Origin of the sequence: Actinomadura sp. NPDC049382, assembly GCF_040677125.1 — a bacterium.
GTDB classification, from domain to species: domain Bacteria; phylum Actinomycetota; class Actinomycetes; order Streptosporangiales; family Streptosporangiaceae; genus Spirillospora; species Spirillospora geliboluensis.
Genome location: NZ_JBFARO010000071.1, coordinates 17,111 through 39,804 on the forward strand (window position 1 = coordinate 17,111; position 22,694 = coordinate 39,804).

Below are 22,694 nucleotides of genomic sequence, written 5' to 3' on the forward strand. Positions count from 1 at the left end.
GGGACATCTACCCAGCTCACGGCGGATATGTCCGCCACGGTCCCGGCATCGGGAGGCCGTGGGCGGCGAGGTCGTCCCGGTAGGGGAACGAACCGGGCTCGTAGGAGCACCAGGGCTCCGCCGCGTAGGGGTCGCCGGACACCGCGAGGGCCCGCGAGCGGGAGCCGCCGCAGATCGTCCGGAACTCGCAGGCGCCGCATTTCCCGGTCAGGTTGGCGGTGTCGCGCAGGCCGGTGAACAGCGGCGAGTCGCGGTAGATCGCGGGCAGCGGCTCCCGCCGGACGTCGCCCGCCGCGGCGGGCAGGAAGCCGCTCGGATGGACGGTCCCCCGGTGCGAGACGAACACGAACCCGCGCGCCGAACCGACGTCCATGGGCGGGCGCCGGGCGCGCCGCACCGGCAGGTCCAGCTCGGCCAGGCGCCGCCGCAGCGTCTCGTACAGCGGCCCCAGCCCCAGCACGGCCGCGTGGTCGGCGCCGTGCCGCGCCAGGATCTCCCGCTGGACGGCGATCCGGCGGAAGTGGTGGGCCTCGGTGGTGCGGGCCGGGATGTGGGCGCCCGCGTCGTAGACGAAGTTGAGGACGTCCTCCACCTGGTGCGGGTCGAGCCCCGGCAGCAGCCTGCCGCGCCCGGTCGGGACGAGCAGGAACGCGCTCCACGTCAGCGCGCCCATCTCCCGCACCAGCCGGACGATCTCCGGCAGGTCGGTGAGGTTGTGCCCGGCGACGGTGGTGTTGATCTGCACCTTCAGACCGAGGCCGCGGGCGGCGCGCCAGGCGTCCAGCGTCCAGCCGTAGACGCCGGGCGTGGCCCGGAACGCGTCGTGGATCCGCGCGGTCGACCCGTCCAGGCTCAGCGAGATCGCCCGCGCGCCCGCGTCCCGCAGCCCGGTGAGGCCCGCCTCGGTGAGCGTCGGCGTGCCGGACGGGGAGACCGCGACCGGCAGCCCGAGCCGGGTCCCGTGCCGGACGAGGCCGAACAGGTCGGGGCGCTGGAACGGGTCCCCGCCGGTGATGACGAACACCGGCGGCGGGTGCCCGAACGAGGCGACCTGCTCCATCAGGCCGCACGCCTCGGCCGTGGTCAGCTCGCCGGGGTCGCGGTCGGGCCGGGCCTCGGCGCGGCAGTGCCGACAGGCCAGCGGGCACGCCCGGGTGGCCTCCCAGATCACGATGAACGGCCGGTCGGCGGGGTCGTGGCGGGGCACGCGGATCTGCTTCATCGGCCGAGCAGGTAGTCGACGGCGTCGGCGGCGGAGTAGTCGGCTCCGGCCGCCCGGACGAGGCCCGGCAGGAAGCCGAGGTCCTGGCCGAGGGTGAGCAGCGGCGGCTCGGCGTAGCCGTCCGGCCGGTGCTGGCCGCGGCCGGTGTTCGCGACGAGCCCGTTGCACAGGCAGCGCCGCCCGGCGGTGTCCCCGGCGTCGCCGCCCTTGCGGACGTAGGCGTCGACGGGTTCGGCGGGGCAGCGGTAGCCGACCGTCCCGTCCGCCTTCAGGTAGGGCGTCCGCAGGTAGCTCAGGTCGCACAGCCGGGGGCGCGCCGCGTAGACGTCCGGTTCGGACAGCGTGCCCGGCAGCTCGGCGATCTTGAACGGGAACCCGGTCGAGGACGCGCGCGGGTCGTTGCGCACCCGGAGCGTGCCGTCCAGCGCCCGCCCGATCAGCCGGCGCCGCAGCTCCGGGTCGAGACCGGACTCCCGGGACAGCGCGAACACGCTGCCCGCCTGGACGCCCGCCGCGCCGGCGGAGCGCGCCTCGTCCGGCGCGCCGGGCCGGGCGTGCCCGCCCGCGAGCCAGAACGGCAGGCCGAGCGCGGCGACCTTCGCGGGATCGATCCGGTCCCGCTTCCCGTAGACCGGCTCGCCGCCCTCGTCGAGCTGCAGCCGCCCGCGCGGCGGGGCGCTGTGCCCGCCCGCGACCGCCGACTCCAGCACGAACCCGTCCGGGCGGGTCGCGGGCGACCGGTGCAGGTACAGCGCGAGGACGGGCGACGACACGATCGCCAGGAACCGCGGCCGGGCCGCCTCCGTCCCCGGCGCGGCCAGCGTCGCCGGGTCGAACGCGAACGGGCGGCCCTCGTCGGCGCCCAGGACGTCCACCGTGACCTTCCCCGGCGACCCGGCGGCCAGCGCGTCCAGCAGCGCGGGGATCTCGCTCGGGATGCCCGCGCCCATCAGCACGTAGTCCGCGCCCGCCAGCATCGCCCCGTACGCGGCGGCCGGGGTGGCGAGCTGGATCTTCTCCAGGTAGTTGACGCCGACCGGGCCGCCGTGCCCCTCCTTGGCGAGCCACACCTCGGCGAAGTTCCCCGCGACGGTCAGCTCGTCGCGGGTCCGGTTCGGCCGCAGGCCGAGCTTCGGCACCGGCCGGAACCGCTGCCCCGGCTCGATCCCGCCGGGCACGAAGTAGCGCTCCAGCACCCGCTCGGCCACCCCCGGCAGCGGCAGGTGCGCGAGCGCGCGGCGCAGGTGGCCGCCCTCGTCCCCGGTCTGCAGACCGCGTGCGAGGAGGGCGTCCAGCGCGACCCCGGACACCACGCCGAGCTGCCCGGTCCGCGCGACGGCGCGCGCCAGCCGCCACCCCGAGACGCCCGCGCCCATGCCGCCCTGGATGATGCGGGGCGGAGCCGGCTCAGACATTCCGGGCCCGCTCGGTGTCGCGCGGCCGGAACGCCTCCACCAGGTCGAGCAGCAGGTCGCGGAGACCGCGGTGCTCCGCACGGAACACCGCGGTGAACTCGTGGACGAGTGTGGGCATCGTTCGCCTTTCTCGGTCGCGGATCAGACGCGTTCCAGGACTTCCGGGAACGGCCGGCGCGGCGTGCCGGGCACGGGCTGCCCGTAGCCGAACCGGATGACCGCCTGGATGTGCCCGTGCGGGCGGGGCCCGGACGTCGCGGCGCCGCGCCCGTCCAGGAGCTGGGTGAGCAGCGACGCCGACACGCCGCGCCGCGCGGCGGTGAGCAGGACCCGCTGCAGGGCCTGCCCGGCCAGCAGCCAGTCCCGGGGGCCGTCGCCGCGGGTGAGCAGGACGCCGAGCTGCGGCCGCGCGGCGAAGTCGTCGGGCGTCCGCCCGGCGGCCGGCCCGGACAGGCCGAAGTCGCGCAGCGGCAGCCCCCGCCCGCTCGGCCGCGGCCCGAAGGCGTACCAGGGGACGCCGTCGCCGCGGGTGCGGCCCGGCGTCCAGCTCGCCAGCTCGGCGCGGTAGGCGGGGTCGGCGGTGAGCCGCGCGTCCGCCGCGGCGATCAGGCTGAGCAGGTACGCCGTGGTCTGCGGGCCGGGGAGGGCGAGCATCGCCCCCTCCTCCTGGGCGGCGGCCACCAGCTCGTCGCGGACGACCTGCGGCACCCGCCGCTTGCCGAACGGGCCGCGGTTGGTGCGCCGGAACGGGATGGTCGCGTACAGCTCGGACTGGCCCGGTGACGGCATCGTCGCGTCCACCGCCCGGACGGACGCCAGCAGCGCGGGGTGGCGTCCGGGGTCGGGGAACCGCTCGACCAGCGGGCGGTGCCCGGTCGACCGGATCGCCAGCCGCAGGTTGAGCAGGGCGGCGCCGCAGCTGATGTGCAGGGCCCGGCCGCCCGGGTCCATGACCGGCAGCGCGCGGTCCGGGTCCGCGTGCAGTTCCAGGACCGACGCGTCCCGGTCGAGCCGGAAGAGCCAGGGCTGGGTGTTGTGCACCGACGGCGCCGCGACGGCCGCGGTGACCAGTCGGCGCACCCCGACGTGCGTCGCGAACGGATGGGGCATGACGCACCTCCACGTGCCGGCGCTGTGCACTCCCAGGCTTTCGGCGCGGGTGCGGGGGCCCCAGGGCCGAAGGTCCCGCGCGGGAGGGGACCAAGGACGGTTCGTCCGCGGGCCGCCGCACGGCGGGCCCTTCGGTCCGCGCCGGCGGGACCTTGGGCCCTCTCGCGCCGCGCGCACGGGCGTGGAGGGTGGGAGCCGTGATCCTTTCGCGGGGCGTCCGGCCTTCGCCGCCGGTCGCCGGTGTGCTGGTCGGCTGCCTTCTGACCGCCCTCGCGGTGGTGTTCGCGACGAGCGGCCGGACCGAGTCGCCCGCCCGGACCGTCACCGCGTCGGGGACGCGCGTGGTGGACGTGACGTTGGCGAACATGCGGATCCGGCCGGGGACGATCGAGGCCGCGCCGGGGACGCGGTTGGTGCTGCGCGTGACCAACAAGGATGCGATGCAGCATGACCTGCGTTTGGCGTCGGGTCAGGCGACGCCGATGTTGGATCAGGGGGAGTCGGCGACGCTGACGGTGCCGCCGTTGAAGGGGACCGTGGACGGCTGGTGCACCGTTGCGGGCCATCGTGCCGCTGGCATGACGATGCAGATCAAGACGACCGGCACGCACGAGACGCACGCACCGTCGATGAGCCATCAGGCGATGGGCATCGGCCAGCTCGATCTGTCGGCCCGTCCGTCGGCGGGCTGGAAGCCCTACGACGCCTCCCTCAAGCCTGCGCCGGGGGCGAAGGAGCATCGTGTTGAGTTGCGTGCCACCGACCGGGAGTTGGAAGTGGCGCCAGGCGTCCGCCAGACGATGTGGACGTTCGGTGGGAGCGTCCCCGGCCCGGTGCTGCGCGGCAGGGTCGGGGACGTGTTCGTGATCACCCTGGTCAACGCCACGACCATGGGTCATGGGATCGACTTCCACGCCGGCAGCCTGGCCCCGGACGTACCCATGCGCACGATCCAGCCGGGGGAGCGGCTGACGTACCGGTTCAAGGCTGAGCATGCCGGGGCGTGGCTGTATCACTGCTCGACGATGCCGATGCTGCAGCACATCGCCAACGGCATGTACGGCGCGGTCATCATCGACCCGCCGAACCTGCCGCGCGCCGACCGCGAGTACGTCTTGGTCCAAGGCGAGCTGTACCTGGGCACGCCCGGCTCGTCGGCGCAGGTGGCCAAGATGCGCGACGGGCGTCCGGACGCGTGGATGTTCAACGGCACCGCCGCCGGCTACGACCACGCCCCGCTCACCGCCCGCACCGGTGACCGCGTCCGGGTGTGGGTGGTGGACGCCGGCCCCTCCTCCAGCACCGCCTTCCACATCGTCGGCGCCCAGTTCGACACCCTCTACAAGGAGGGCGCCTACCTGCTGCGCAAGGGCGACCCGGGTGGCGCGCAGATCCTCGACCTGGCCCCCGGCCAGGGCGGCTTCGTCGAAACCGTCGTCCCCGAAGCGGGCCACTATCCCTTCGTCGACCACGACATGCGACACGGCGAATCCGGCGCCCACGGAATCCTGAAGGTGACCCCATGACCTGGTGGTCCGTCATCCGGTTCCTGCACGTCTCGGGGGCCGCGCTGTGGGTGGGCGGGCAGCTCACCATCTCCCTGGTCCTGCTGCCGCTCGCCCGCCGGAAGCTCGCCGCGGAGCAGTACACCGGGATCGCGCGGGAGGCCGGCCGCCGGTTCGGTATCTTCACCGGGGCGGTCTTCCTGCCGGTCCAGATCACCACGGGCGTGGCGATGGCCTGGCACAAGGGCGTCACCTGGACCTCGCTCACCGAGCCCGGCTACGGCCGCATCCTCGCCGCCAAGCTGCTGCTGTTCGCCGCCGTCGTCGCCGTCGCCGGCGTGCACGGCTGGGCCAGTTCCCGGCACCCGTCCTTCGCGCGCGCCATGGCGATCGCCTCGCTCGTGGGCTCCGTCGGGATCGTCCTCATCGCGACCGCCCTGCCCAGCACCTAGCCCCAAGTGGAGAAGCCATGACCGACCGCCGTGAACTGCCGCTCGTCTACTCGTGCTCGGGCTGCTCCAGCGCCGCGCAGATGACGAACTGGCTGGCGATCCAGCTCGACCGCCGCGGCGTCGCCGAGATGTCCTGTATCGCGGGCGTCGGCGGCGACGTGCGGAGCCTGGTCCGCAAGGCCACCAGCGGACGCCCGGTCATCGCGATCGACGGCTGCGCCCTGGAGTGCGCCCGCAGCTGCCTCGCTCGGCACGGCGTGGCGATCGACGTCCACCACCGGCTCAGCGACGCGGGCGTCCGCAAGCGCCTCGGCGAGGACTTCGACCCCGCCCAGGCCGAGGAGGTCCTCGGCGCGCTCATCGAGCGGGTCGAGACGGAGGTCGGGGCGGCGGACGCCTGAACGGCCGACGGGCCCCGCCGCGTCAGCGGGGCCGCTGGGCGAACTTCAGCGCCTCCACCACCAGGTACGAGATGACGGCGATGACCGCGATGCGCGCCCAGGCGGCGGCGCCGAGGGGGGCGGAGCCGAACACGTCGTTCATGAAGGGCGTGTAGGTGTAGAGCACCTGGAGCGCGGCGAGGGCGACGACGCTGAGGGCGATCCACGGGTTGCGGCGGACGCCCCGCCACAGCAGCGGCCGGTCCAGGGACAGGCAGTTGAACATGTAGGTCAGCAGCGTCAGCGCGAACACGTTGACGACGATCGTCTGCGCGACCTCCGGCGAGGCGCCGTGGGCGCGTTCCCAGTGCTGGAGCCCGAAGGAGCCGGCCAGCAGGATCGCCGACACCAGCAGGATCCGCGTCGTCATCGCGCGGGTGAGCAGCGGCAGCCCCGGGTCGCGGGGCGGGCGGCGCATGATGTGCTCGTCCTTCGGCTCGACGGCGAACGGCAGGCCGAGGACGAGCACCGCGGTCATGTTCAGCCACAGCACCTGGAGCGGCAGGATCGGCAGCGCGGTCCCGGCGAGGATCGCCGCGACGAGGACGAGGCCGAGCCCGATGTTGGACGGCAGCGCCCACACGATGAACTTCACCAGGTTGTCGAAGACGCCGCGCCCCTCCTCGACGGCCTGCTCGATGGAGGCGAAGTCGTCGCCGGTCAGCACCATGTCGGCCGACTCCTTGGCGGCGTCGGTGCCGCTGCGGCCCATCGCCACGCCGATGTCGGCCTGCTTGAGCGCGGGCGCGTCGTTGACGCCGTCGCCGGTCATCGCGATGACGTGCCCGGAGCCCTGCAGCGCCTGGACGAGGCGGAGCTTCTGCTCGGGGGAGACGCGGGCGAAGACCGTGGTGGCCTGGACGCGCTCGGGGGAGACGTCCTCGGTCAGCTCGGCGCCGGTCATGACCTCGCCGGCCAGCCCGACGCGGGCGCCGATGGCGGCGGCGGTCGCGGCGTGGTCACCGGTGATCATCTTGACCTGGATGCCGGCGTCGTGGCAGGTGCGGACGGCGTCGGCGGCCTCCTCGCGCGGCGGGTCGAGCATGGCCTGCAGGCCGAGGAACGTCAGCCGGGGCAGGCCGTCCAGGGTGTCGGCGCGCCCCCGGGCGAACGCCAGCACGCGCAGGGCCTCGCCGCCGTACGCCTCGGCGCGGGCGACGACGGCGTCCGCGTCCAGCGGGACGGGCGCTCCGTCGGGCCCGGCGGCGTCGTCGCACAGCTGGAGGACCCGTTCGAGCTGCCCTTTGACGTAGACGACGCCGCCCTCGTGCAGCGTCGCCATGTAGCGGCGCTCGGAGCTGAACGGGAGCGTCGCCGTCCGCTCCGGGGCCCGGTCGAGCCCGGCCTTGGCGGCGCTTGTGAGGAGGGCGCCCTCGGTGGGGTCGCCGGTGATCCGCCAGCCGCCGTCGATCTCGGCGAGGCGCGCGTCGTTGCAGCCGAGCCCCGCGAGCAGCGTCTCCCTGAGCGCGGGATGGTCGGCGGCGTCGATGGTGCGGCCGTCCAGCTCGACCGTGCCGCGCGGGGCGTAGCCGGTGCCGGTGAGGGTGTAGTCGCGCCCGCCCGCGCTGATCGCGGTGACGGTCATCTGGTTCTGTGTGAGCGTGCCGGTCTTGTCGGTGCAGATGACGGTGGTGCCGCCGAGCGTCTCCACGGCGGGCAGGTGCCGGACGATGGCGCCGCGCCGCACCATCCGGGCGACGCCGAGCGCCAGCGTGATCGTCACGACGGCGGGCAGGCCCTCGGGGATCGCGCCGACCGCGAGCGCGACCGCCGCGGTCAGCATCTCCGTCGCGCCGCGGCCGCGCAGCACCCCGATCGCGAAGGTGACGGCGGCCAGCACCAGGATCGCGACCGTCACCACCCGGCTGAACTGGGCGATCTTGCGGGTCAGCGGGGTCTGCACCGCCGCCGTGCTCTGCACCAGCCGGTTGATGCCGCCGAGCTCGGTGTCCGCGCCGGTCGCCACGACCAGCCCGGCGCCCCGGCCCGCCGTCGCCAGCGTGCCGGAGAACGCCATCGCGGCCCGGTCGGCGAGCGCGACCTCCGGCAGCGCCGCCGGGTCCTTCGCGACCGGCGCCGACTCGCCGGTCAGCGCCGACTCGTCCACGGTCAGCTCGTCGGTGCGCAGCAGCCGCAGGTCGGCCGGGACCTTGTCGCCGGCCTCCAGCACGACCAGGTCGCCGCGCACCAGGTCCGCAGCCGGCACCTTGACCGGCGCGCCGTCCCGGACGGCGACCGCCGTCGTCCGCGCCATCGCGGCGAGCGCGGTCAGCGCCCGCTCCGCCCGCGACTCCTGGACGAACCCGACCACGGCGTTCACGATCACCACGCCGAGGATCACCAGCGCGTCCACGTGCTCGCCGACCAGCGCGGTCACGGCCGCCGCCGCGAGCAGCACGTAGATCAGCGGGCTGTTGAACTGGAGCAGGAACCGCAGCAGCGGCCCGCGCCCGCGCGCGGCGGGCAGCGTGTTGGGCCCGTCCCGCTCCAGCCGGGCCGCCGCCTCGGCCGCGGTCAGCCCGCGGGACGCGTCGCCGCCGAGGTCGCGCACGACGTCCTCGGCGGGTCTGCGGTAAGGCGCGAGAGCCGTCGTCATCCCCAACCTCCTGTCGCCCGCGAGCCCGCGCCGCCTCCGACGAGGGCGGCAGGGGCGAGGGTCCCGCGGATCTCCCGGTTCATGCCCCCGCGCGCGCCGCTGACGCCGCCCCGCCCGGGGGACGTGCGGAGCCGGGGAAGAAGATCAGCTAAATGCGCGAGTCCCGGCGGTCGGCCTTGAGCTGGGCGGCGAGCGCGGCGGCCTGGGTGCGGCGGCTCATGCCGAGCTTGGCGAAGATGCTGGAGATGTAGTTCTTGACGGTCTTCTCGGCGAGGAAGAGGCGCTCGCCGATCTGCCGGTTGGTGAGGCCCTCGCCGATCAGGTCGAAGATGTGGCGCTCCTGGTCGGTCAGGGCCTTGAGCGGGTCCTGCTTCTCCTGCCGGTCGCGCAGCCGCTGGAGCATGCGGGCGGTGGAGCGCGGGTCCAGGAGGGACTGGCCGGTGGCGACGGTGCGGACGGCGCCGACGAGGTCGGAGCCGTGGATCTGCTTGAGGACGTACCCGGCGGCGCCCGCCATGACGGCCTCGAACAGGGCGTCCTCGTCGTCGAACGAGGTGAGCATGAGGCAGGCCAGGTCGGGCAGCTGGGAGCGGATCTCGCGGCAGACGGAGACGCCGTCGCCGTCGGGGAGCCGCACGTCCAGGACGGCGACGTCGGGGCGGGCGGCGGGGATGCGGGCGAGCGCGTGGTCGGCGGTGCCGGCCTCGCCGACGATCTCGATGTCGTCCTCGGCCGACAGCAGCGCCGCGACCCCGCGGCGGACGACCTCGTGGTCGTCCAGCAGGAACACCCGGATCGTCTCGCCGGCCTGGCGGGTCATGGCATCGTCCTTCGCCTCGTCGCTGACACTACGGACGCTACCCGGCGCCCGCCCCCGCGGGAGGGCGCTGGAGGTCCCGGCGCCCCGGGACCTAGGTCCCGGACCGGCGGAGGTCCCGCGGGCAAGGGCCTTTCGGCCCTGTGGCGGCGGTCACCCGCTGCGCTGGGATGGGGGGACGGACCACACACGATCGGGGGCGAACCGTGAGCACCCTTACCGCGGCCGATCTGGCGCGGGAGCCCTTCCTGCGGGGGATGCGCAGCGCCGACCTGGCGAGGCTGGCGACCGCGGCCCGGCCCGCGGCGATCCCGGCCGGGCGGCGGATCATCGCCGAGGCCGCGCCCGCCGAGCGGTTCTGGCTGATCCGGGACGGCGAGGCGGCGCTCGACCTGGGCGTGCCCGGCGGCGGGACGGTCGTCGTCGACACCACCGGGCCCGGCTCGGTGCTCGGCTGGTCCTGGCTGTTCCACCCGTACCGGTGGCGCTTCGGCGCGACGGCGGCGACCGGTGTCGAGGCCGTCGAGTTCGACGGGCGGCTGGTGCGCACCCTGTGCGCGGTCGACCCGGCGCTCGGCTACGAGCTGACCCGCCGCTTCACCGAACTCGCCGTCGACCGGCTCCAGGCGGTGCGGCTGCGGCTCCTGGAGGCCGTCTCCACCGCGCCCTCCACCGTGCCCGCGCCGCACTCGTGACCCGTCCGCGCGGCCTCGTCAGCCGGGCACGATCACGGCGCGGCCCTCCAGCCGGCCCGCCTCCATGTCGCGGTAGGCGTCCGTCGCCCGGTCCAGCGGGTACCGGGTGACGTCGGGCCGCAGCAGCCCCCGCGCCGCGAGGTCGAGGACCTCCGCCAGCTCCGGCCGCGTCCCCCAGTAGGTCGTCTGCAGCGACACCTCGTAGGGGACGGAGAAGAACGACACCGGCAGCGTGCCGCCGCCGATGCCGACGATCGTCACGTCGCCGAGCATCCGCGCCGCGGCGGCGGCCGTCGCGAGCGTCGCGTCCACGCCGACGAAGTCGAGCACCACGTCCGCGCCGCGCCCGCCGGTCGCCTCCCGGACGGCGTCCGCCGTGCCGCCGTCGGACGGGAGGGCGAGGTCGGCGCCGTGCTCCACCGCGCGCTCCCGGGCCTCCTCCCGCGTGTCGACCGCGATGACCCGCGCGGCGGTGGTGGCCTTGAGCACCTGCACCGCCAGGTGGCCGAGGCCGCCCGTCCCGATCACGACGGCGGTCGCGTCCGGCGGCAGCTTCGCCCACGACCGGCGGACGGCGTGGTACGGGGTGAGCCCGGCGTCGGTCAGCGGCGCCGCCGCGACCGGGTCGAGCCCGTCCGGCAGCGGCACGAGGAACCGCGCGGCGGGGACCAGCAGGTACTCGGCCATGCCGCCGTCGAGCCCGAGCCCGCCGCCGCCTCCGGGCACCGGCGCCTCCGCCGGGTTCTCGCAGTAGTCCTCCGCGCCGATCTGGCACCGGGGGCAGATCCCGCAGCCCCACGGCCCGTACACCGCCACCGGCTGGCCCACGTCGAGCCCGCGCACGCCGCCGCCGAGGGCGTGCACCCACCCGGCGTTCTCATGGCCGAGGGTGAACGGCGGACCCCACGGCAAGGTCGCGCTGTCGAAGTCGCGCATGAGGTGCAGGTCCGAATGGCAGGCCCCCGCGCCCCCCACCTTGACGACGACCTGGCCCGGCCCCGGCTCCGGCTCGGCGACCTCGACCAGCTCCGGATCGGACTTCCACTCCAGCAACCGAAGTGCCCGCATGATCCCTCCCAAGAAACGCCCCGTCCCACCCCGCATACCCCGAAATGCGGGCTTGGTCGCACTAAGCGGGCAGGTCAGGGGGTGGGACGGTGCCGGGGTGGGTGAGGCGGGCGTTCTCGCGCTCGGCGTCGGCCGGGCCGGGGAGCAGCAGGGCGGGCAACGGGACGCCGAGGAACGTGCTCGCCGCCTCCAGGGTGTTTGCGTCGAACGAGCAGTCGGACGTGGCCGGAGGTAGGTCGGCGGCCGTGTAGGGACGGCCGGTGGCGACGGTGAGGGCGTCGGCCAGCGCTTCGGGCGTGTGGCCGCGCGCCCGCGTCCACCAGGCGATGTTGGCGGCCACGTTCTCGTTCATGGTGCGCGCCCCCAGGCCGTCGCGGACGACGGAGGCCGGGCGGGCGCGGGGCCTCCGGCGGCGGGTCAGCAACGGCAGCGGGACGAGCAGCGCGCCGAGCAGGGGCAGCGCCCAGGGGTAGCTGGCGGTGTGCGCGGTGAACGCGATCGGCTCGTCCAGCCCGCCGATCTCGCCGCGCACGGTGTAGCGGCCGAACGCCGGGGCGCCCAGCGTGAACGGGATCTCGTACGTGCGCTCCTGGCCGGGGTCGAGCGTGCCCAGCGCGGGCGCGGTGACCAGGTCGGCGGGGTCGGGCCCGCGTCCCATGGTCAGCGCGAGCGGAAGGTCGGTGAGCGCGGTCGTGCCCTCGTTGCGCAGGGTGACGCGGAGGGCCCGGTCGGCGGCGCCGCCGAGCCAGCCGTCCAGGAGGCCGCCGCCGCGCACGGAGACGGCGGTCGCCGACAGGCGGCGGGTGCCGCCGGCGGTGGACGCGGCGGGACGTTCGGCGGCCGACAGCGTCGGCACGCCCGCCACCGTGATCGGGACCGTCCGGGGCGCGCCGCCGGTGACGGGCCGCACCGCGATGACGCAGGGGCAGCCGACCGGCGGCTTGGCGACGTTGAGCATGACGGCGGTGGCCTTGCCCTCGCCCGCGTAGGTGCTGGCCGACGACGCCACCGCGCAGTCGGCGGTGCCGCGCCGCGCCTGGTTGCCGCACAGCTCGACGAGGAGGTTGCCCGGCGCGAAACCGGTCAGGCGCACGGTCACGGTCTGGCCCGGCTTGACCGACGTCCGGTCGAGGTCGATCGCGGGTTCCGCGTGGGCGGGGGAGGCGAGCAGCGGGGTCGCCGCCGCGGCGGCGAGGACGGCCGCGAGCCTGAGCGTCCTCATCGGGCGCCCCCCGGACGGCGGCGCCGCGCGTACGCGGCTCCGGCGGCGAGTACGGCGGCGGCCCCCGCGACCAGCCACGGGACGTGCCAGAGGGACGCCTTGCGCGCGACCGGGCGGGCGGCGACCGGCCTGCCGCTCTGCGGGTCGGTGGGCGACAGCCTGACCGAGGCGGCCAGCCGCCCCGCCGGTGGCACGCCGCCGATCCGCTCGGTGAAGGTGTAGCTGCTGCCGGGCAGCAGTTCGGGGATGCTGCGGGAGACCTGCTCACCGAGCGGCAGCCCGAACGGCCCCTGCGCGCCGATCCTGGCCAGCGCGGTCATCCGCAGGTTCCCGGTGTTGCGGACGGTGTAGGTGACGTCCATCCGGCCGTTGCCGACGAGCGGGGCGTCGTACCCGGCGCGCAGCGCGGTGACCTGGAGGGCGGGCGCGAGCGTCCCGGCGGCCCGCAGGTAGACGCGCGCCGCCACCCGCCGGTCGACGTTGACGCGCTGCCCCCGCGCGGTGGTCTGCTGCTGGGTGACGGACGCGACGATGCCGCCGCCGTGGTCGCCCGGCGTGGCGTTGTGCGGCACCTTGAGCGTGAACGGCACCTGCACCGTCCTGCCCGCCTTGACCGTGTACGAGCCGCGTTCGATCGTCACCCACGTCCCGACGCCGGTCGGGGTCCGGTCGGCGGTGAGCAGGCCGAACGAGCCGTCGGCGGTGTTGAACGCGTCGGTGGCGTACACCCGGAACGTCCGGGTGCGGTCGCTCAGGTTGGAGATCGACACCTTGTCCCGGACGGTCTGCCCGGGGGAGACCGAGTAGACGAAGTAGTCGCGCCCGCTGGGGCCCTTCGGCCCGGCGGGCCGCACCGCCCAGGCCATGCCGGCCGGGTCGCCCGGGGCGGCCGCGGCCGGCGCGGGCGGGATGAGGAGGACGGCCGTCAGGACGGCAGCGCCCGCGAGGGCGGCCTTGCTGGTCATGGTGGGCTCCGCGAGGGGGTCGGCGGCCGGGGCCGGGGTGGCGCCGCGGCGGGGCGCGGCGCCACCGGGACGGGTCAGGACAGGGTCAGCGTGAGCGTGCCGGTGTACGAACCGGGGGTGACGCCGGCGGGCACGAGCAGGTCGAGCCCGGCGCCGGCCTCGAAGACGCCGCCGCTGGCCCCGGCCGCGGACGTGGCCAGGGTCTGCGCGGTGTGCAGCCCGCGGACCTGCGGTCCGGGGGCGACGGCGGCGCCGGAGCCGTCCTCGACGACCGCGGCGCTCGGCGTCCACGCCAGGTTCGCGGCCGGGATGGTGCCGCCCTCGGCCGAGGACATGTCGCTCATCTGGCCGACGAGGTTCCAGCCCGCGTCGGTGCCGCGCGCGTCGGTGACGGTGGCCTTGTGCAGCGCGCCGGTGGCGCTGCCGCCGGGCGCGGCGTCGGTCAGCGCCACGTCGGTGCCGGCCATCGACATGCTGAGGGCGCCGGTCCGGGTGACGTTGGCGGTGATGCGCTGGTCGCCCGTGCCGCCGCCCGGCTCGCCGGTGCCGGGGTCCCCGCCGCCCGGGTCCGGGTCGGGGTTCTCGCCGCCGGTGAAGGTGACCGGGGTCGCGGTGTCCTGGCTGCGGTCGGGCGACCCGTGGGCGGCGAGCGTCAGGATGTAGCACTGCGTGGTGAGGCAGTCGACCTTGTTGCCGTCGCCGTCGGTGTACTGGGCCTTGACGCCGGCCAGGGTGAGGTCGAAGGTGCCGTCGGCGTTCATCTTGGCCTGCCCCGCGCTGCCGGACGCGTTCTTGTGCACCCACTTGGTGGCCTGGAACGCGTTGGCGTTCAGGTACCAGTCGGCGCCCTTCTTCGGGCCGAACGCCACGTATACGCCGAAGCCGTTGTTCTTGTCCGGGTCGAACCCGCCGCCGGTGACGCGGATGTCCTGGCCCGCGGGATCGGCGCCGGTCGTCGGCGTCACGGTGGTGGACGGCCCGGCGGCGAGCGCGGGCGCCGCCGCGAGGCCGAGCCCGAGCACGGCGGTCGCGCCGAGGACGGCGGTCCGGCGCGACGTCCGGCCGAGGGTGGATCTCATGGATTCTCCTAGCGGGGAGGGGACACCGGCGCGGGAGCGCGCCGGAGACGGGTGGCCGCCGGGCCGGGCGGCACGGCGGAGGCGGGTTCGGTGGAGCGGATTCGGCGGAGCGGGGGTCAGCGGCGCCGGGCGAGGCGCCGCACCGCGAGCGCGGCGGCGCCGACGGCGCCGACCGCGAGCCAGAACGGCCACGGCGACTGCGCGGGCGCACCGGCGGCCGTCACGCGGTACGGCTCGACGGCGAGCGGCGTCGCCGATCCGGCCGGGGACGCCTGCGGCGCCGCCCCGGCGGCGGGGGGAGCGGCCGTGCCCGCCGTCGCGTTCGGGGCCGCGGTCGTCCGGCCGCTCGGCGCGGCGGCCGGGCCGGAGCCGCCGCCCGAGGTCGTCCCGCCCGGGGACGTCCCGCCGGAGGAGCGGGAGCCGCGGAACGACACCGGGACGAAGGCGTCCTGGCTGCGGTCGGACACGCCGTGGGCGGCGAAGGCCATCACGTAGCAGCCGGTCGCGGCGCAGTCCACGGCGCGCCCGTCGCCGTCGGTGTACTTCGCCTTCGCGGTGAGCGTGACCGTGAACGTCCCGGCGGCGGACATCCGGGCCTGCCCGCCGCCGCTGCCGCCCTTGTGCACCCAAACCGCCGACGCGAACGCGTTGGCGTTGCGGTGGAAGTCGGCCCGGCGCGGCCCGAAGACCACGTACACGCCGAACCCGCTGTTGCGGGCGGCGTCGAAGCCGGAGCCGGAGACCGTCACCGACTGGCCGCCCGGGGCGAGGTTCGCCGTCGGCGAGACGCGCAGCGACGCCGCGTGCGCGGGCGGCGCGACGGCGACGAGGCCGAAGCCCGCCGCGGCGACCGCGACGACCGGACCGAGGATGCGCTGACACCGGCTCACGACTGACGACTCCTGTTAGGTAAGGCTTGCCTAATGAAAGTTAGGTAAGGCTAAGTTAAGGTAATGATCCGCTCGGCGTAAAGAGGCAGAACGCCGGGTCAGCACGGCAAAGGCTTTGGGACGGACGAATGAGACCGCTGCGCACACCCCTCCTGCTCGGTGCCCTGGGACTGACCGCCTGGACCGGAACGGCGGCGGCCCACGCCGACGCCGGCTCGGCCACCGGCGCCCTTGGCCAGACCCTCACGGTGTCCAAGACGTCCGGCCTGAAGGCCGGCGGCGAGACGGTCACCGTCAGCGGCAAGGGCTTCGACACCCGCAAGGGCGTCTACATCGCCTTCTGCAAGGACAACGGGCCCGGCAAGGCGCCGAGCCCGTGCGGCGGAGGCGCCGACACGACGGGCTCCACCGGCGCGTCCCACTGGATCTCCGACAACCCGCCCCCGTACGGGCGGGACCTCGCCGTGCGCTACGGGGCCGGCGGCACGTTCAGCGTCACCCTGAACGTCGCGGCGAAGCTCTCCGGCACCGTCGACTGCGCCCAGACCCGGTGCGTGGTCGCCAGCCGCGCCGACCACACCCGCACGGCGGACCGCACGCAGGACGTCCGCGTCCCCGTCTCCTTCGACGGCGGCGGGATGCCGGCGGTCGTCTGGGCGGGCGGTGCCGGGGCGGCGGCCGTCGCCGCGGCCGGCGGAGCGGTGTTCGTGCTGCGCCGCCGCCGGAACGGCGTGGAGCACGCGAAGTGAACGTCGCCAGACCGCGCCTGCTCGGCGCGTCCGCCGTCGTCCTGGTGGGGCTGCTGCTGAGCGGTTGCGCCGCGGGCACGGCCGCGTCCGGGACCGGCGCCGCATCGGGGACCGTCGCCGACCCGGCGGCGGCCTGCGGGCCGTCCACGGTCGAGGTCGGCCGCGACGTGAAGCCGGTCGGGCCCGCGCCCGAGCCGAAACTGCCCGTGACGGTGCGGTCGGCGGACGGCCGGGACGTCACCGTCCGCAGCGCGGACCGCGTCCTCGCGCTCAACATGTACGGGTCGCTCGCCGAGATCGTCTACAGCCTCGGCCTCGGCGACCGCATGGTGGGCCGGGACGCCTCCACCACGTTCGGCGGCGCCGCGCACCTGCCGCTCGTGACCACGAACGGCCACGACCTTTCGGCCGAGGCGATCCTGCGGCTGGACCCGACCGTCGTCATCGCCGACGCCGGGATCGGGCCGCCCGAGGCGATGGACCAGCTCCGCGCGGCCGGCGTCCCGGTCGTCCTCGTCGGCGACGACCAGACGCTCCCCGCGATCGGCGAGCACGTCACGGCGGTGGCCGCCGCGCTGGGCGTCCCGGCGGCGGGCAAGGCCCTGCGCGCCCGCATCGACGAGGAGATCGAGGCGGGCCGCAGCGCCGCGGCGGCGTCGGCCGCCCCGCTGCGCGTCGCGTTCCTCTACCTGCGCGGCACCGCCGGGGTCTACCTCATCGGCGGCAAGGGCGCCGGCTCCGACGCGCTGATCGAGGCGATCGGCGCCACCGACGCCGGCACCGCCGCCGGGCTGTCCGGCTTCCGGCCGCTGACCAGCGAAGGCATGATCAACGCCGCGCCCGACGTCATCCTCGTCCTGACCAAGGGGCTGGAGTCGGTCGGCGGCGTGCGCGGGCTGGTCGCGCTGCCCGGCATCGCGCAGACGCCCGCCGGGCGCAACAGGCGGGTGGTGGACGCCGACGACGGGAGCCTGCTCACGTTCGGCCCCCGCACCGGCGCGACCATCAGGGCGCTGGCCGCCGCCGTCCACCGGCCGTGCGCGCCATGACCGCCGTCCAGGAGAGGGCCGCCGCCCCGGCGGAGGCCGGCGGCGGGAAGCGCCCGGCGCGGCTGCGCGGGACGCTGCTCATCGGCGGGCTCGCCGCCGCGCTCGTCGCGGCGGTCATCGCCGGGGCGAGCCTCGGGCAGGTCAACATCCCGCCCGCCGAGGTGCTCGGCTCCCTCGCGCACCGGCTCGGGCTCGACATCGGGCCGATGCCGTCCGGCCCGCAGGCCGACAACGCGCTGTGGGTCGTCCGCTTCCCGCGCGTCGCGCTCGCCGTCGTCACCGGCGCGGCGCTCGGCTGCGGCGGCGCGATGATGCAGGGCGTCTTCGGCAACCCGCTCGCCGAACCCGGCGTCATCGGGGTGTCGTCGGGCGCCGCGACCGGCGCCGCGGCGGTGATCGTGTTCGGGCTGACCGCGTTCGGCGGCTGGACGGTCGTCCTCGCCGCGTTCGCCGGCGGGCTCGCGACGACGCTGCTGGTGTACGCGGTGTCGCGGTCGGGCGGCCGCACCGAGGTGGTCACGCTGCTGCTCACCGGCATCGCGGTCAACGCGGTCACCTCCGCCGCGCTGGGCCTGCTGATGTTCGCCTCCGGCAACGACGCGCTGCGGGCCATCACGTCCTGGCAGCTCGGCAGCCTCGCGTCCGCGACCTGGCCGGCGGTGGCGGCCGTCGCGCCGTGCGCCGCCGCCGGCATCGCGGTCGCCTGCGCGTGCGCCCGCCGGCTGGACGTCCTCGCGCTCGGCGAGCGGTCCGCGCGGCAGCTCGGCGTGGACGTCGAGCGGCTGCGCTTCACCGGGATCGCCGTCATCGCCCTCACCACCTCGGCTGCGGTGGCGTTCAGCGGGATCATCGCGTTCATCGGCCTGGTCGTCCCGCACCTGGTGCGGATGGCGGCGGGCCCGGGGCACCGCGTCCTGATCCCGGCGTCCGCGCTGGGCGGCGCCGTGCTCGTCGTCGCCGCCGACGCGGTGGCCCGGACGTCCATCGCCTACCAGGAGCTCCCGCTCGGCGTGCTGACGGCGCTGGTCGGCGGCCCGTTCTTCTTCTGGCTGCTGCGCCGGACCCGGACCGGCGCCGGAGGCTGGCAATGATCGCCCTGCGCCGCCGCGTGCGGCTCCCGGGGCCGTCCGAGCCGGGCTCGGTCGCGCTCGCCGCGCACGGCGTCACCGTCAAGCGGGGCGCCCGGACCGTCCTGGACGGCGTCGACCTGGAGGTCCGGCAAGGCGAGACCCTCCTCCTCGTGGGGCCGAACGGCGCCGGGAAGTCGACGCTGCTGTCGGCGCTCGCCGGCGACCTGCGCCCCTCGGCCGGACGGGTCGCCCTCCACGGCCGTCCGCTCGACGCGTGGACGCCGCGCGAGCAGGCCATGCGGCGGGCGACGCTGCCGCAGCACCACACGCTCGCGTTCGCGTTCACCGTAGCCGAGGTCGTCCGCATGGGACGCAGCCCGTGGGCGGGCACCGACCTGGAGGACGAGGACGACGCCGCCGTGGCGCGGGCCATGGACGACGCGGACGTGGCCGCGTTCGCCGACCGCCCGTTCCCGGCCCTGTCGGGCGGCGAGCAGGCGCGGGCGGCGCTCGCCCGCGTACTGGCCCAGCGCGCCGGGACGCTGCTGCTCGACGAGCCGACCGCCGCCCTCGACATCCGGCACCAGGAGCAGGTGTTCGCGCTGCTCCGCGGCGAGGCGGCGCGAGGGCGCGCCGTCATCGCCGTCGTCCACGACCTGGACCTGGCCGCCGCCTACGCCGACCGCGTCGCGGTGCTGGCGCACGGCCGGATCGCGGCCTGCGGGCCGCCCCCGCACGTACTGACGACCGCGCTGCTCAGCGAGGTCTACCGGCACGACATCGAGGTCATGCCCCATCCCCGCACGGCCCGCCCGCTGGTGCTGCCGCACCGCCCGCCGGCACCCGACCGCAAGGAAACGACATGACCGAGGAAACGACATGACACAGACCCTTGAGCGCTTCTCGGCCCGCCTCCGCACGGCCACCCGTCCCGACCACGGCGACACCGAGCAGACCGCGTACATGACCGCCCTGCTGGACGGGCGGCTCACCCGCGACCAGTACGCCGCCCTCATCGGGCAGCTGCACTTCGTCTACGACGTCCTGGAGGAGGCCGCCGACCGCATGAGCGCGGACGACGTCGCGAGCCGGTTCGACTTCCCGGTGCTGCGCCGGCGCGCCGCGCTGCAGGCCGACCTGGAGTTCTACTACGGGCCGGACTGGGCGGCGCGCGTCCGCCCCAACGACGCGACCCGCCGCTACTGCGACCGCCTGCGCGAGGTGTGCTTCGACTGGCCCGCCGGGTTCGTCGCCCACCACTACACCCGCTACCTCGGGGACCTGTCCGGCGGCCAGGTCATCGGCGCGCGGGTCGCGCGGACCTACGGTCTCGCGGGCGCGGACGGCGTCCGCTTCTACCGCTTCGACGACCGGCCGAAGTCGCTCAAGGACCGCTACCGGAGCCTGCTCGACACGGTCCCGTGGGACGAGGCCGAGCAGGACCGCGTCATCGGCGAGGTCCGCGTCGCCTACCGGCTCAACGCCGCCCTGGCCGCCGCCCTGGACGGGGAGCTGCCGGCCGCCTCCTAGATTCTCGCTAATTCCAATTGACTTAGTAGGGAATTGCGGCCATGCTGGTCGGCATGCACGCACGGACCTCTCCGTGGCCACGGATCTCCCTGTGGACGCGGCCGCACGTCGATCTGGGGCGCCTGGCGAGCGCGCTGTGTCGCGCCGCCGCGTCCCTCGGCGGCGCAGCGCAGCGACACCCGTGAACCAGGAGAGGAACCCGGCACGATGACGACGAGCACGAGCGCCCCGGCGGCGGGCGCATTGGTGACGGAGGGCGCACTGGCCGCCACGGCGGCGGCGCTGGCGGAGAACAGCGCCGAATGGCTGGCGCGGGTGCGGTTCGACCCGCGGGGGCGCTGGTACGAGCGCCTCCACCGCGACGGCGACCGCGAGATCTGGCTGATCAGCTGGCTCCCCGGCCAGAGCACCGGCCTGCACGACCACGGCGGCTCGCGCGGCGCGTTCGCGGTCGCGCTCGGCGCCCTGGAGGAGCGCGACCCGGGCGCGGTGCGCACGGTGGCGCCGGGCGAGGTCCGCGCGTTCGGGCCCGAGTACGTCCACGAGGTGCGCAACACCTCCGCCGCCCCGGCGGTCAGCGTGCACGCCTATTCCCCGCCGCTGGCCGCCATGAACCGCTACGACCTCGTCGGCGGCCGACCGGTGCTGCGCGACACCGAGGAGGCCGGCCGCTGGTGAGGGCCGCCTCTCCGGGGGGTGGCCCCGGGGAGGCGGCCGTTTGCGGCGCCCCCGGCGGGGTACTCGCCGTGCCTGGCCGGTCGCGGTTTCGCAGGGGGAGGAAACGGTCGGTGGGGATTCCAGGGATGTCCCTGGCCAGGACGGTGCTTTCCGTACCGAACGCGGTGTCGAGGACGGCCGTCCGCGGTGCCGCCGCGGGAGTGCGGACCACCGTGCGCGCCGGCACCGGAGCCCTGGGCTCGGTCGCCACCCTCGCGGCCGGCGGTCCCCGGCGCCGCGTGTGGGCGCACGGCGGCCGGGCGCACATCCAGGCGAACGGCCTGGCCGGCGACGGCCTCCGGCACCGGCGGTACGCGCGGGCGCTGACCGACGCGCTGCGCGGCCTGCCCGGCGTCGACTGGGCGGAGGTCAACGCGGTCGCGGGGAACGTCCTCATCACCTACGCGGAGGACGCGGTCGACGTCGACACCCTGGTCGAGACCGTCGAGTCCGTCGAGGACGCGCACGACGCCGCCCACTTCGACGAGGCGGTCCACTTCCGCCGTCCCGACGACGACATGGCGCGGGCGGCGGCGGTGAGCGCGCTCGCGGCCGACTGCGCCGGGGTCGCCGCCGCCATGATCGGCAGGCTGCTCGTCCTCCCGCCGGTGCCCGCCCCCGTGCGCGCCGCGGTGTCGCTCGCCGAGACCGTCCCGCCCCTGCGGTCAGTGCTAGAGCGCCGGCTCGGCGTGCTGCGCGCCGACGCCCTGCTGGGCGTCGCGACCGCCGCCGTCCACGGAGCCGGGCAGGGGATCGCGCCGCCGGTCACCGACGCCGTGCACCGCGTCTTCCAGCTCTACGAGTTCCGCGCCCACCGCGAGACGTGGCGGTGCCGCGAGCCGCAGCTGGCGGTGCCGGGCCGGCAGCCGCACGAGTGCGGCGCCCCCGCCGAGCGGCCCCGCCCCCTCCCGGACGGGCCGGTGGAGCGGGCGGCGCGGCGCACCGCGCTGGCCCAGCTGCTCGGCTCCGGCGGCATCCTGGCGACCACCCGCGACGCGTCCGCCGCCGCCGAGGTGCTGCTGGCGACCGTGCCCAAGGCGGCGCGGCTCGGCCGGGAGGCGTTCGCGGCGGTGCTCGGCCGCGACCTCGCGCGGCGCGGCGTGGTCGTCCTCGATCCGGGCGCGCTGCGCCGGCTCGACCGGGTCACCGCGGTCGTCCTCGACTCGGCGGTGCTGTGCGACGGCGAGCTGCGGCTGCTCTCCGCGGTCTCCACGAGCGCCGGGCTGGACGACGCGGACGTGTGGCGGGCGGCCGGCGAGGTGCTCGCCGAGCACGGCCGCGCGGCACTGGAGGGGCCCGGCCCGTGGGCGGGCGCGGGGCGGCGGCTCGCGCGGGCGCCGGACGCGCCGTCCGGCGGCCCCGGCGACCCGGACGGCATCACCCTCGACCTGCTCGACGACCGGGGCGAGCGGTGCGGCCGGGTCCGGGTCGGCACCTCGATGGACCGGCTGGCCGAGGGGCTGCTGGCGGCGGCGCACCGGGCCGCCGACGTGGTCCTGCTGACCGAGCACGCGAGCACCAGGGAGCTGCTGGCCTGGGGCGACGACTCCCCGGTGGCCGCCGCGGACCTGGCGCGCTCGGTCGCGGCGCTGCAGCGCGACGGCCACGTGGTCCTGGCCTTCTCCACCGGCCGCGGCGAGGCCCTCGACGCGGCCGACGTGGGCGTCAGCGTCCTGCGGGGCCGCGGGCTGGCCGACTGGCGCGCCGACCTGGTCTGCGGCCCCGGCCTTGCGGAGGCGTGGCGGCTGCTGGCCGCCGTCCCGGCGGCGCGGCGCGCGAGCGAGCGCTCGGCGCAGCTCGCGCTGAGCGCGTCCGCGCTGGGCGCGCTGCTGATCGCGGGACGGCCCCGGCGCCCCGCCCGCCGGGGGCCGCTGGGCCGGATCACCGGCACCTGGCAGGACGTCCCGCCCGTGCACGCCGCCGCGCTGTCGGCGATGTTCGCGAACGCGGTCGGCGCCCGGCGCCTCAACCACCGCCCCCTGCCGCCGCCCGTCGTCCGGGACGCCTGGCACGCCCTCAGCGCGGCGGAGGCGTACCGGCGGCTCACCCCCGCCGCCGCCGACGAGGGCGAGGCCGGTGAGCCCCGGCTCGCCGCGGTGCCGG

General features: G+C 76.1%; 23 protein-coding genes. 12 read left to right on the top strand and 11 right to left on the bottom strand.

Annotated elements, in window-relative coordinates:
* Positions 1-16 precede the first annotated feature (16 nt).
* From AB0K34_RS30790 to AB0K34_RS30805, 4 genes are read right to left on the bottom strand one after another with little or no spacing between them, the layout of a single operon-like run.
* The gene (locus AB0K34_RS30790) at positions 17-1,222 is read right to left on the bottom strand and encodes a TIGR04053 family radical SAM/SPASM domain-containing protein (RefSeq protein WP_364552471.1); all 1,206 of its coding nucleotides are present in this window, start codon (positions 1,220-1,222) and stop codon (positions 17-19) included.
* Entirely contained in the window at positions 1,219-2,637 is a 1,419-nt protein-coding gene (locus tag AB0K34_RS30795; RefSeq protein ID WP_364552474.1) for a nitronate monooxygenase, read from the bottom strand. The genes AB0K34_RS30790 and AB0K34_RS30795 overlap by 4 nt, the downstream gene beginning before the upstream one ends.
* The gene (locus AB0K34_RS30800; RefSeq protein WP_301177372.1) at positions 2,630-2,755 is read right to left on the bottom strand and encodes a hypothetical protein; all 126 of its coding nucleotides are present in this window, start codon (positions 2,753-2,755) and stop codon (positions 2,630-2,632) included. Before AB0K34_RS30800 ends, AB0K34_RS30795 begins: the two co-directional genes overlap by 8 nt.
* Before the next feature lie 23 nt (positions 2,756-2,778).
* Positions 2,779-3,747, bottom strand: coding sequence for a hypothetical protein (locus tag AB0K34_RS30805; protein ID WP_138637452.1), 969 nt, complete (start codon positions 3,745-3,747; stop codon positions 2,779-2,781).
* 242 nt (positions 3,748-3,989) lie between these two features.
* Between AB0K34_RS30805 and AB0K34_RS30810 the strand changes: the two genes are divergently transcribed.
* Genes AB0K34_RS30810 through AB0K34_RS30820 form a run of 3 tightly spaced genes read left to right on the top strand, consistent with a single transcriptional unit; the run spans position 3,990 to position 6,105 of the window.
* On the top strand, positions 3,990-5,273 hold the full coding sequence (locus AB0K34_RS30810) for a multicopper oxidase domain-containing protein (protein WP_364552478.1): 1,284 nt from the start codon (positions 3,990-3,992) through the stop codon (positions 5,271-5,273).
* The gene (locus AB0K34_RS30815) at positions 5,270-5,704 is read left to right on the top strand and encodes a hypothetical protein (protein WP_364552481.1); all 435 of its coding nucleotides are present in this window, start codon (positions 5,270-5,272) and stop codon (positions 5,702-5,704) included. The genes AB0K34_RS30810 and AB0K34_RS30815 overlap by 4 nt, the downstream gene beginning before the upstream one ends.
* 17 nt (positions 5,705-5,721) lie before the next feature.
* The gene (locus AB0K34_RS30820) at positions 5,722-6,105 is read left to right on the top strand and encodes a putative zinc-binding protein (protein WP_364552484.1); all 384 of its coding nucleotides are present in this window, start codon (positions 5,722-5,724) and stop codon (positions 6,103-6,105) included.
* A gap of 22 nt (positions 6,106-6,127) precedes the next feature.
* Here AB0K34_RS30820 and AB0K34_RS30825 read toward each other — a convergent pair whose 3' ends face one another.
* Together AB0K34_RS30825 and AB0K34_RS30830 are read right to left on the bottom strand one after the other, a co-directional pair.
* Complete coding sequence (locus tag AB0K34_RS30825) at positions 6,128-8,740, bottom strand: HAD-IC family P-type ATPase (RefSeq protein WP_364552487.1); 2,613 nt, start codon at positions 8,738-8,740, stop codon at positions 6,128-6,130.
* Positions 8,741-8,888: 148 nt separating this feature from the next.
* Entirely contained in the window at positions 8,889-9,560 is a 672-nt protein-coding gene (locus tag AB0K34_RS30830) for a response regulator transcription factor (RefSeq protein WP_301176873.1), read from the bottom strand.
* A 203-nt stretch (positions 9,561-9,763) separates the two neighbouring features.
* Here AB0K34_RS30830 and AB0K34_RS30835 point away from each other — a divergent pair, with 203 nt between their 5' ends.
* Entirely contained in the window at positions 9,764-10,252 is a 489-nt protein-coding gene (locus AB0K34_RS30835; protein ID WP_364552490.1) for a cyclic nucleotide-binding domain-containing protein, read from the top strand.
* Positions 10,253-10,270: 18 nt separating this feature from the next.
* Here AB0K34_RS30835 and AB0K34_RS30840 read toward each other — a convergent pair whose 3' ends face one another.
* The 5 genes from AB0K34_RS30840 to AB0K34_RS30860 form a co-directional block, all read right to left on the bottom strand.
* Complete coding sequence (locus AB0K34_RS30840) at positions 10,271-11,320, bottom strand: NAD(P)-dependent alcohol dehydrogenase (RefSeq protein WP_364552493.1); 1,050 nt, start codon at positions 11,318-11,320, stop codon at positions 10,271-10,273.
* A 61-nt stretch (positions 11,321-11,381) separates the two neighbouring features.
* A complete protein-coding gene (locus AB0K34_RS30845) occupies positions 11,382-12,542 on the bottom strand; it encodes a hypothetical protein (protein WP_364552496.1) in 1,161 nt (386 codons plus the stop codon).
* Entirely contained in the window at positions 12,539-13,507 is a 969-nt protein-coding gene (locus AB0K34_RS30850; protein ID WP_364552499.1) for a DUF916 domain-containing protein, read from the bottom strand. Before AB0K34_RS30850 ends, AB0K34_RS30845 begins: the two co-directional genes overlap by 4 nt.
* A gap of 74 nt (positions 13,508-13,581) precedes the next feature.
* On the bottom strand, positions 13,582-14,586 hold the full coding sequence (locus AB0K34_RS30855) for a hypothetical protein (RefSeq protein ID WP_364552502.1): 1,005 nt from the start codon (positions 14,584-14,586) through the stop codon (positions 13,582-13,584).
* 116 nt (positions 14,587-14,702) lie between these two features.
* Positions 14,703-15,476 (bottom strand): hypothetical protein, encoded by a 774-nt coding sequence (locus tag AB0K34_RS30860; protein WP_364552505.1) that lies wholly within the window; start codon positions 15,474-15,476, stop codon positions 14,703-14,705.
* Between the two features lie 128 nt (positions 15,477-15,604).
* Between AB0K34_RS30860 and AB0K34_RS30865 the strand changes: the two genes are divergently transcribed.
* The 8 genes from AB0K34_RS30865 to AB0K34_RS30900 form a co-directional block, all read left to right on the top strand.
* Positions 15,605-16,225 carry a hypothetical protein gene (locus AB0K34_RS30865; RefSeq protein WP_364552508.1) on the top strand — a complete coding sequence of 207 codons (621 nt, stop codon included), beginning with the start codon at positions 15,605-15,607 and terminating at the stop codon, positions 16,223-16,225.
* Positions 16,222-17,274: an ABC transporter substrate-binding protein gene (locus tag AB0K34_RS30870; RefSeq protein ID WP_364552511.1), complete on the top strand. Its 1,053-nt coding sequence runs from the start codon at positions 16,222-16,224 to the stop codon at positions 17,272-17,274. Before AB0K34_RS30865 ends, AB0K34_RS30870 begins: the two co-directional genes overlap by 4 nt.
* Complete coding sequence (locus AB0K34_RS30875) at positions 17,271-18,365, top strand: iron ABC transporter permease (RefSeq protein WP_364552514.1); 1,095 nt, start codon at positions 17,271-17,273, stop codon at positions 18,363-18,365. The genes AB0K34_RS30870 and AB0K34_RS30875 overlap by 4 nt, the downstream gene beginning before the upstream one ends.
* Positions 18,362-19,210, top strand: coding sequence for a heme ABC transporter ATP-binding protein (locus AB0K34_RS30880; RefSeq protein ID WP_364552517.1), 849 nt, complete (start codon positions 18,362-18,364; stop codon positions 19,208-19,210). Before AB0K34_RS30875 ends, AB0K34_RS30880 begins: the two co-directional genes overlap by 4 nt.
* Positions 19,211-19,223: 13 nt before the next feature.
* Positions 19,224-19,874, top strand: a complete 651-nt coding sequence (locus AB0K34_RS30885; protein WP_364552519.1) for a biliverdin-producing heme oxygenase — start codon at positions 19,224-19,226, stop codon at positions 19,872-19,874.
* Positions 19,875-19,927: 53 nt separating this feature from the next.
* Positions 19,928-20,059 (top strand): putative leader peptide, encoded by a 132-nt coding sequence (locus AB0K34_RS30890; RefSeq protein WP_364552522.1) that lies wholly within the window; start codon positions 19,928-19,930, stop codon positions 20,057-20,059.
* A 22-nt stretch (positions 20,060-20,081) separates the two neighbouring features.
* Positions 20,082-20,552: a cysteine dioxygenase family protein gene (locus AB0K34_RS30895; RefSeq protein WP_364552525.1), complete on the top strand. Its 471-nt coding sequence runs from the start codon at positions 20,082-20,084 to the stop codon at positions 20,550-20,552.
* 200 nt (positions 20,553-20,752) lie between these two features.
* The coding region (locus AB0K34_RS30900; RefSeq protein ID WP_364552527.1) for a heavy-metal-associated domain-containing protein at positions 20,753-22,694 on the top strand (1,942 nt) is incomplete at its 3' end.

Bases quoted from the DNA above. Each gene is read 5' to 3' on its own strand.
- AB0K34_RS30840 (WP_364552493.1), bottom strand. From the start codon at position 11,320: ATGCGGGCACTTCGGTTGCTGGAGTGGAAGTCCGATCCGGAGCTGGTC.
- AB0K34_RS30855 (WP_364552502.1), bottom strand. From the start codon at position 14,586: ATGAGATCCACCCTCGGCCGGACGTCGCGCCGGACCGCCGTCCTCGGC.
- AB0K34_RS30815 (WP_364552481.1), top strand. From the start codon at position 5,270: ATGACCTGGTGGTCCGTCATCCGGTTCCTGCACGTCTCGGGGGCCGCG.
- AB0K34_RS30830 (WP_301176873.1), bottom strand. From the start codon at position 9,560: ATGACCCGCCAGGCCGGCGAGACGATCCGGGTGTTCCTGCTGGACGAC.
- AB0K34_RS30805 (WP_138637452.1), bottom strand. From the start codon at position 3,747: ATGCCCCATCCGTTCGCGACGCACGTCGGGGTGCGCCGACTGGTCACC.
- AB0K34_RS30880 (WP_364552517.1), top strand. From the start codon at position 18,362: ATGATCGCCCTGCGCCGCCGCGTGCGGCTCCCGGGGCCGTCCGAGCCG.
- AB0K34_RS30795 (WP_364552474.1), bottom strand. From the start codon at position 2,637: ATGTCTGAGCCGGCTCCGCCCCGCATCATCCAGGGCGGCATGGGCGCG.
- AB0K34_RS30885 (WP_364552519.1), top strand. From the start codon at position 19,224: ATGACACAGACCCTTGAGCGCTTCTCGGCCCGCCTCCGCACGGCCACC.
- AB0K34_RS30800 (WP_301177372.1), bottom strand. From the start codon at position 2,755: ATGCCCACACTCGTCCACGAGTTCACCGCGGTGTTCCGTGCGGAGCAC.
- AB0K34_RS30865 (WP_364552508.1), top strand. From the start codon at position 15,605: ATGAGACCGCTGCGCACACCCCTCCTGCTCGGTGCCCTGGGACTGACC.
- AB0K34_RS30890 (WP_364552522.1), top strand. From the start codon at position 19,928: ATGCACGCACGGACCTCTCCGTGGCCACGGATCTCCCTGTGGACGCGG.
- AB0K34_RS30850 (WP_364552499.1), bottom strand. From the start codon at position 13,507: ATGACCAGCAAGGCCGCCCTCGCGGGCGCTGCCGTCCTGACGGCCGTC.
- AB0K34_RS30845 (WP_364552496.1), bottom strand. From the start codon at position 12,542: ATGAGGACGCTCAGGCTCGCGGCCGTCCTCGCCGCCGCGGCGGCGACC.
- AB0K34_RS30875 (WP_364552514.1), top strand. From the start codon at position 17,271: ATGACCGCCGTCCAGGAGAGGGCCGCCGCCCCGGCGGAGGCCGGCGGC.
- AB0K34_RS30895 (WP_364552525.1), top strand. From the start codon at position 20,082: ATGACGACGAGCACGAGCGCCCCGGCGGCGGGCGCATTGGTGACGGAG.
- AB0K34_RS30820 (WP_364552484.1), top strand. From the start codon at position 5,722: ATGACCGACCGCCGTGAACTGCCGCTCGTCTACTCGTGCTCGGGCTGC.
- AB0K34_RS30790 (WP_364552471.1), bottom strand. From the start codon at position 1,222: ATGAAGCAGATCCGCGTGCCCCGCCACGACCCCGCCGACCGGCCGTTC.
- AB0K34_RS30825 (WP_364552487.1), bottom strand. From the start codon at position 8,740: ATGACGACGGCTCTCGCGCCTTACCGCAGACCCGCCGAGGACGTCGTG.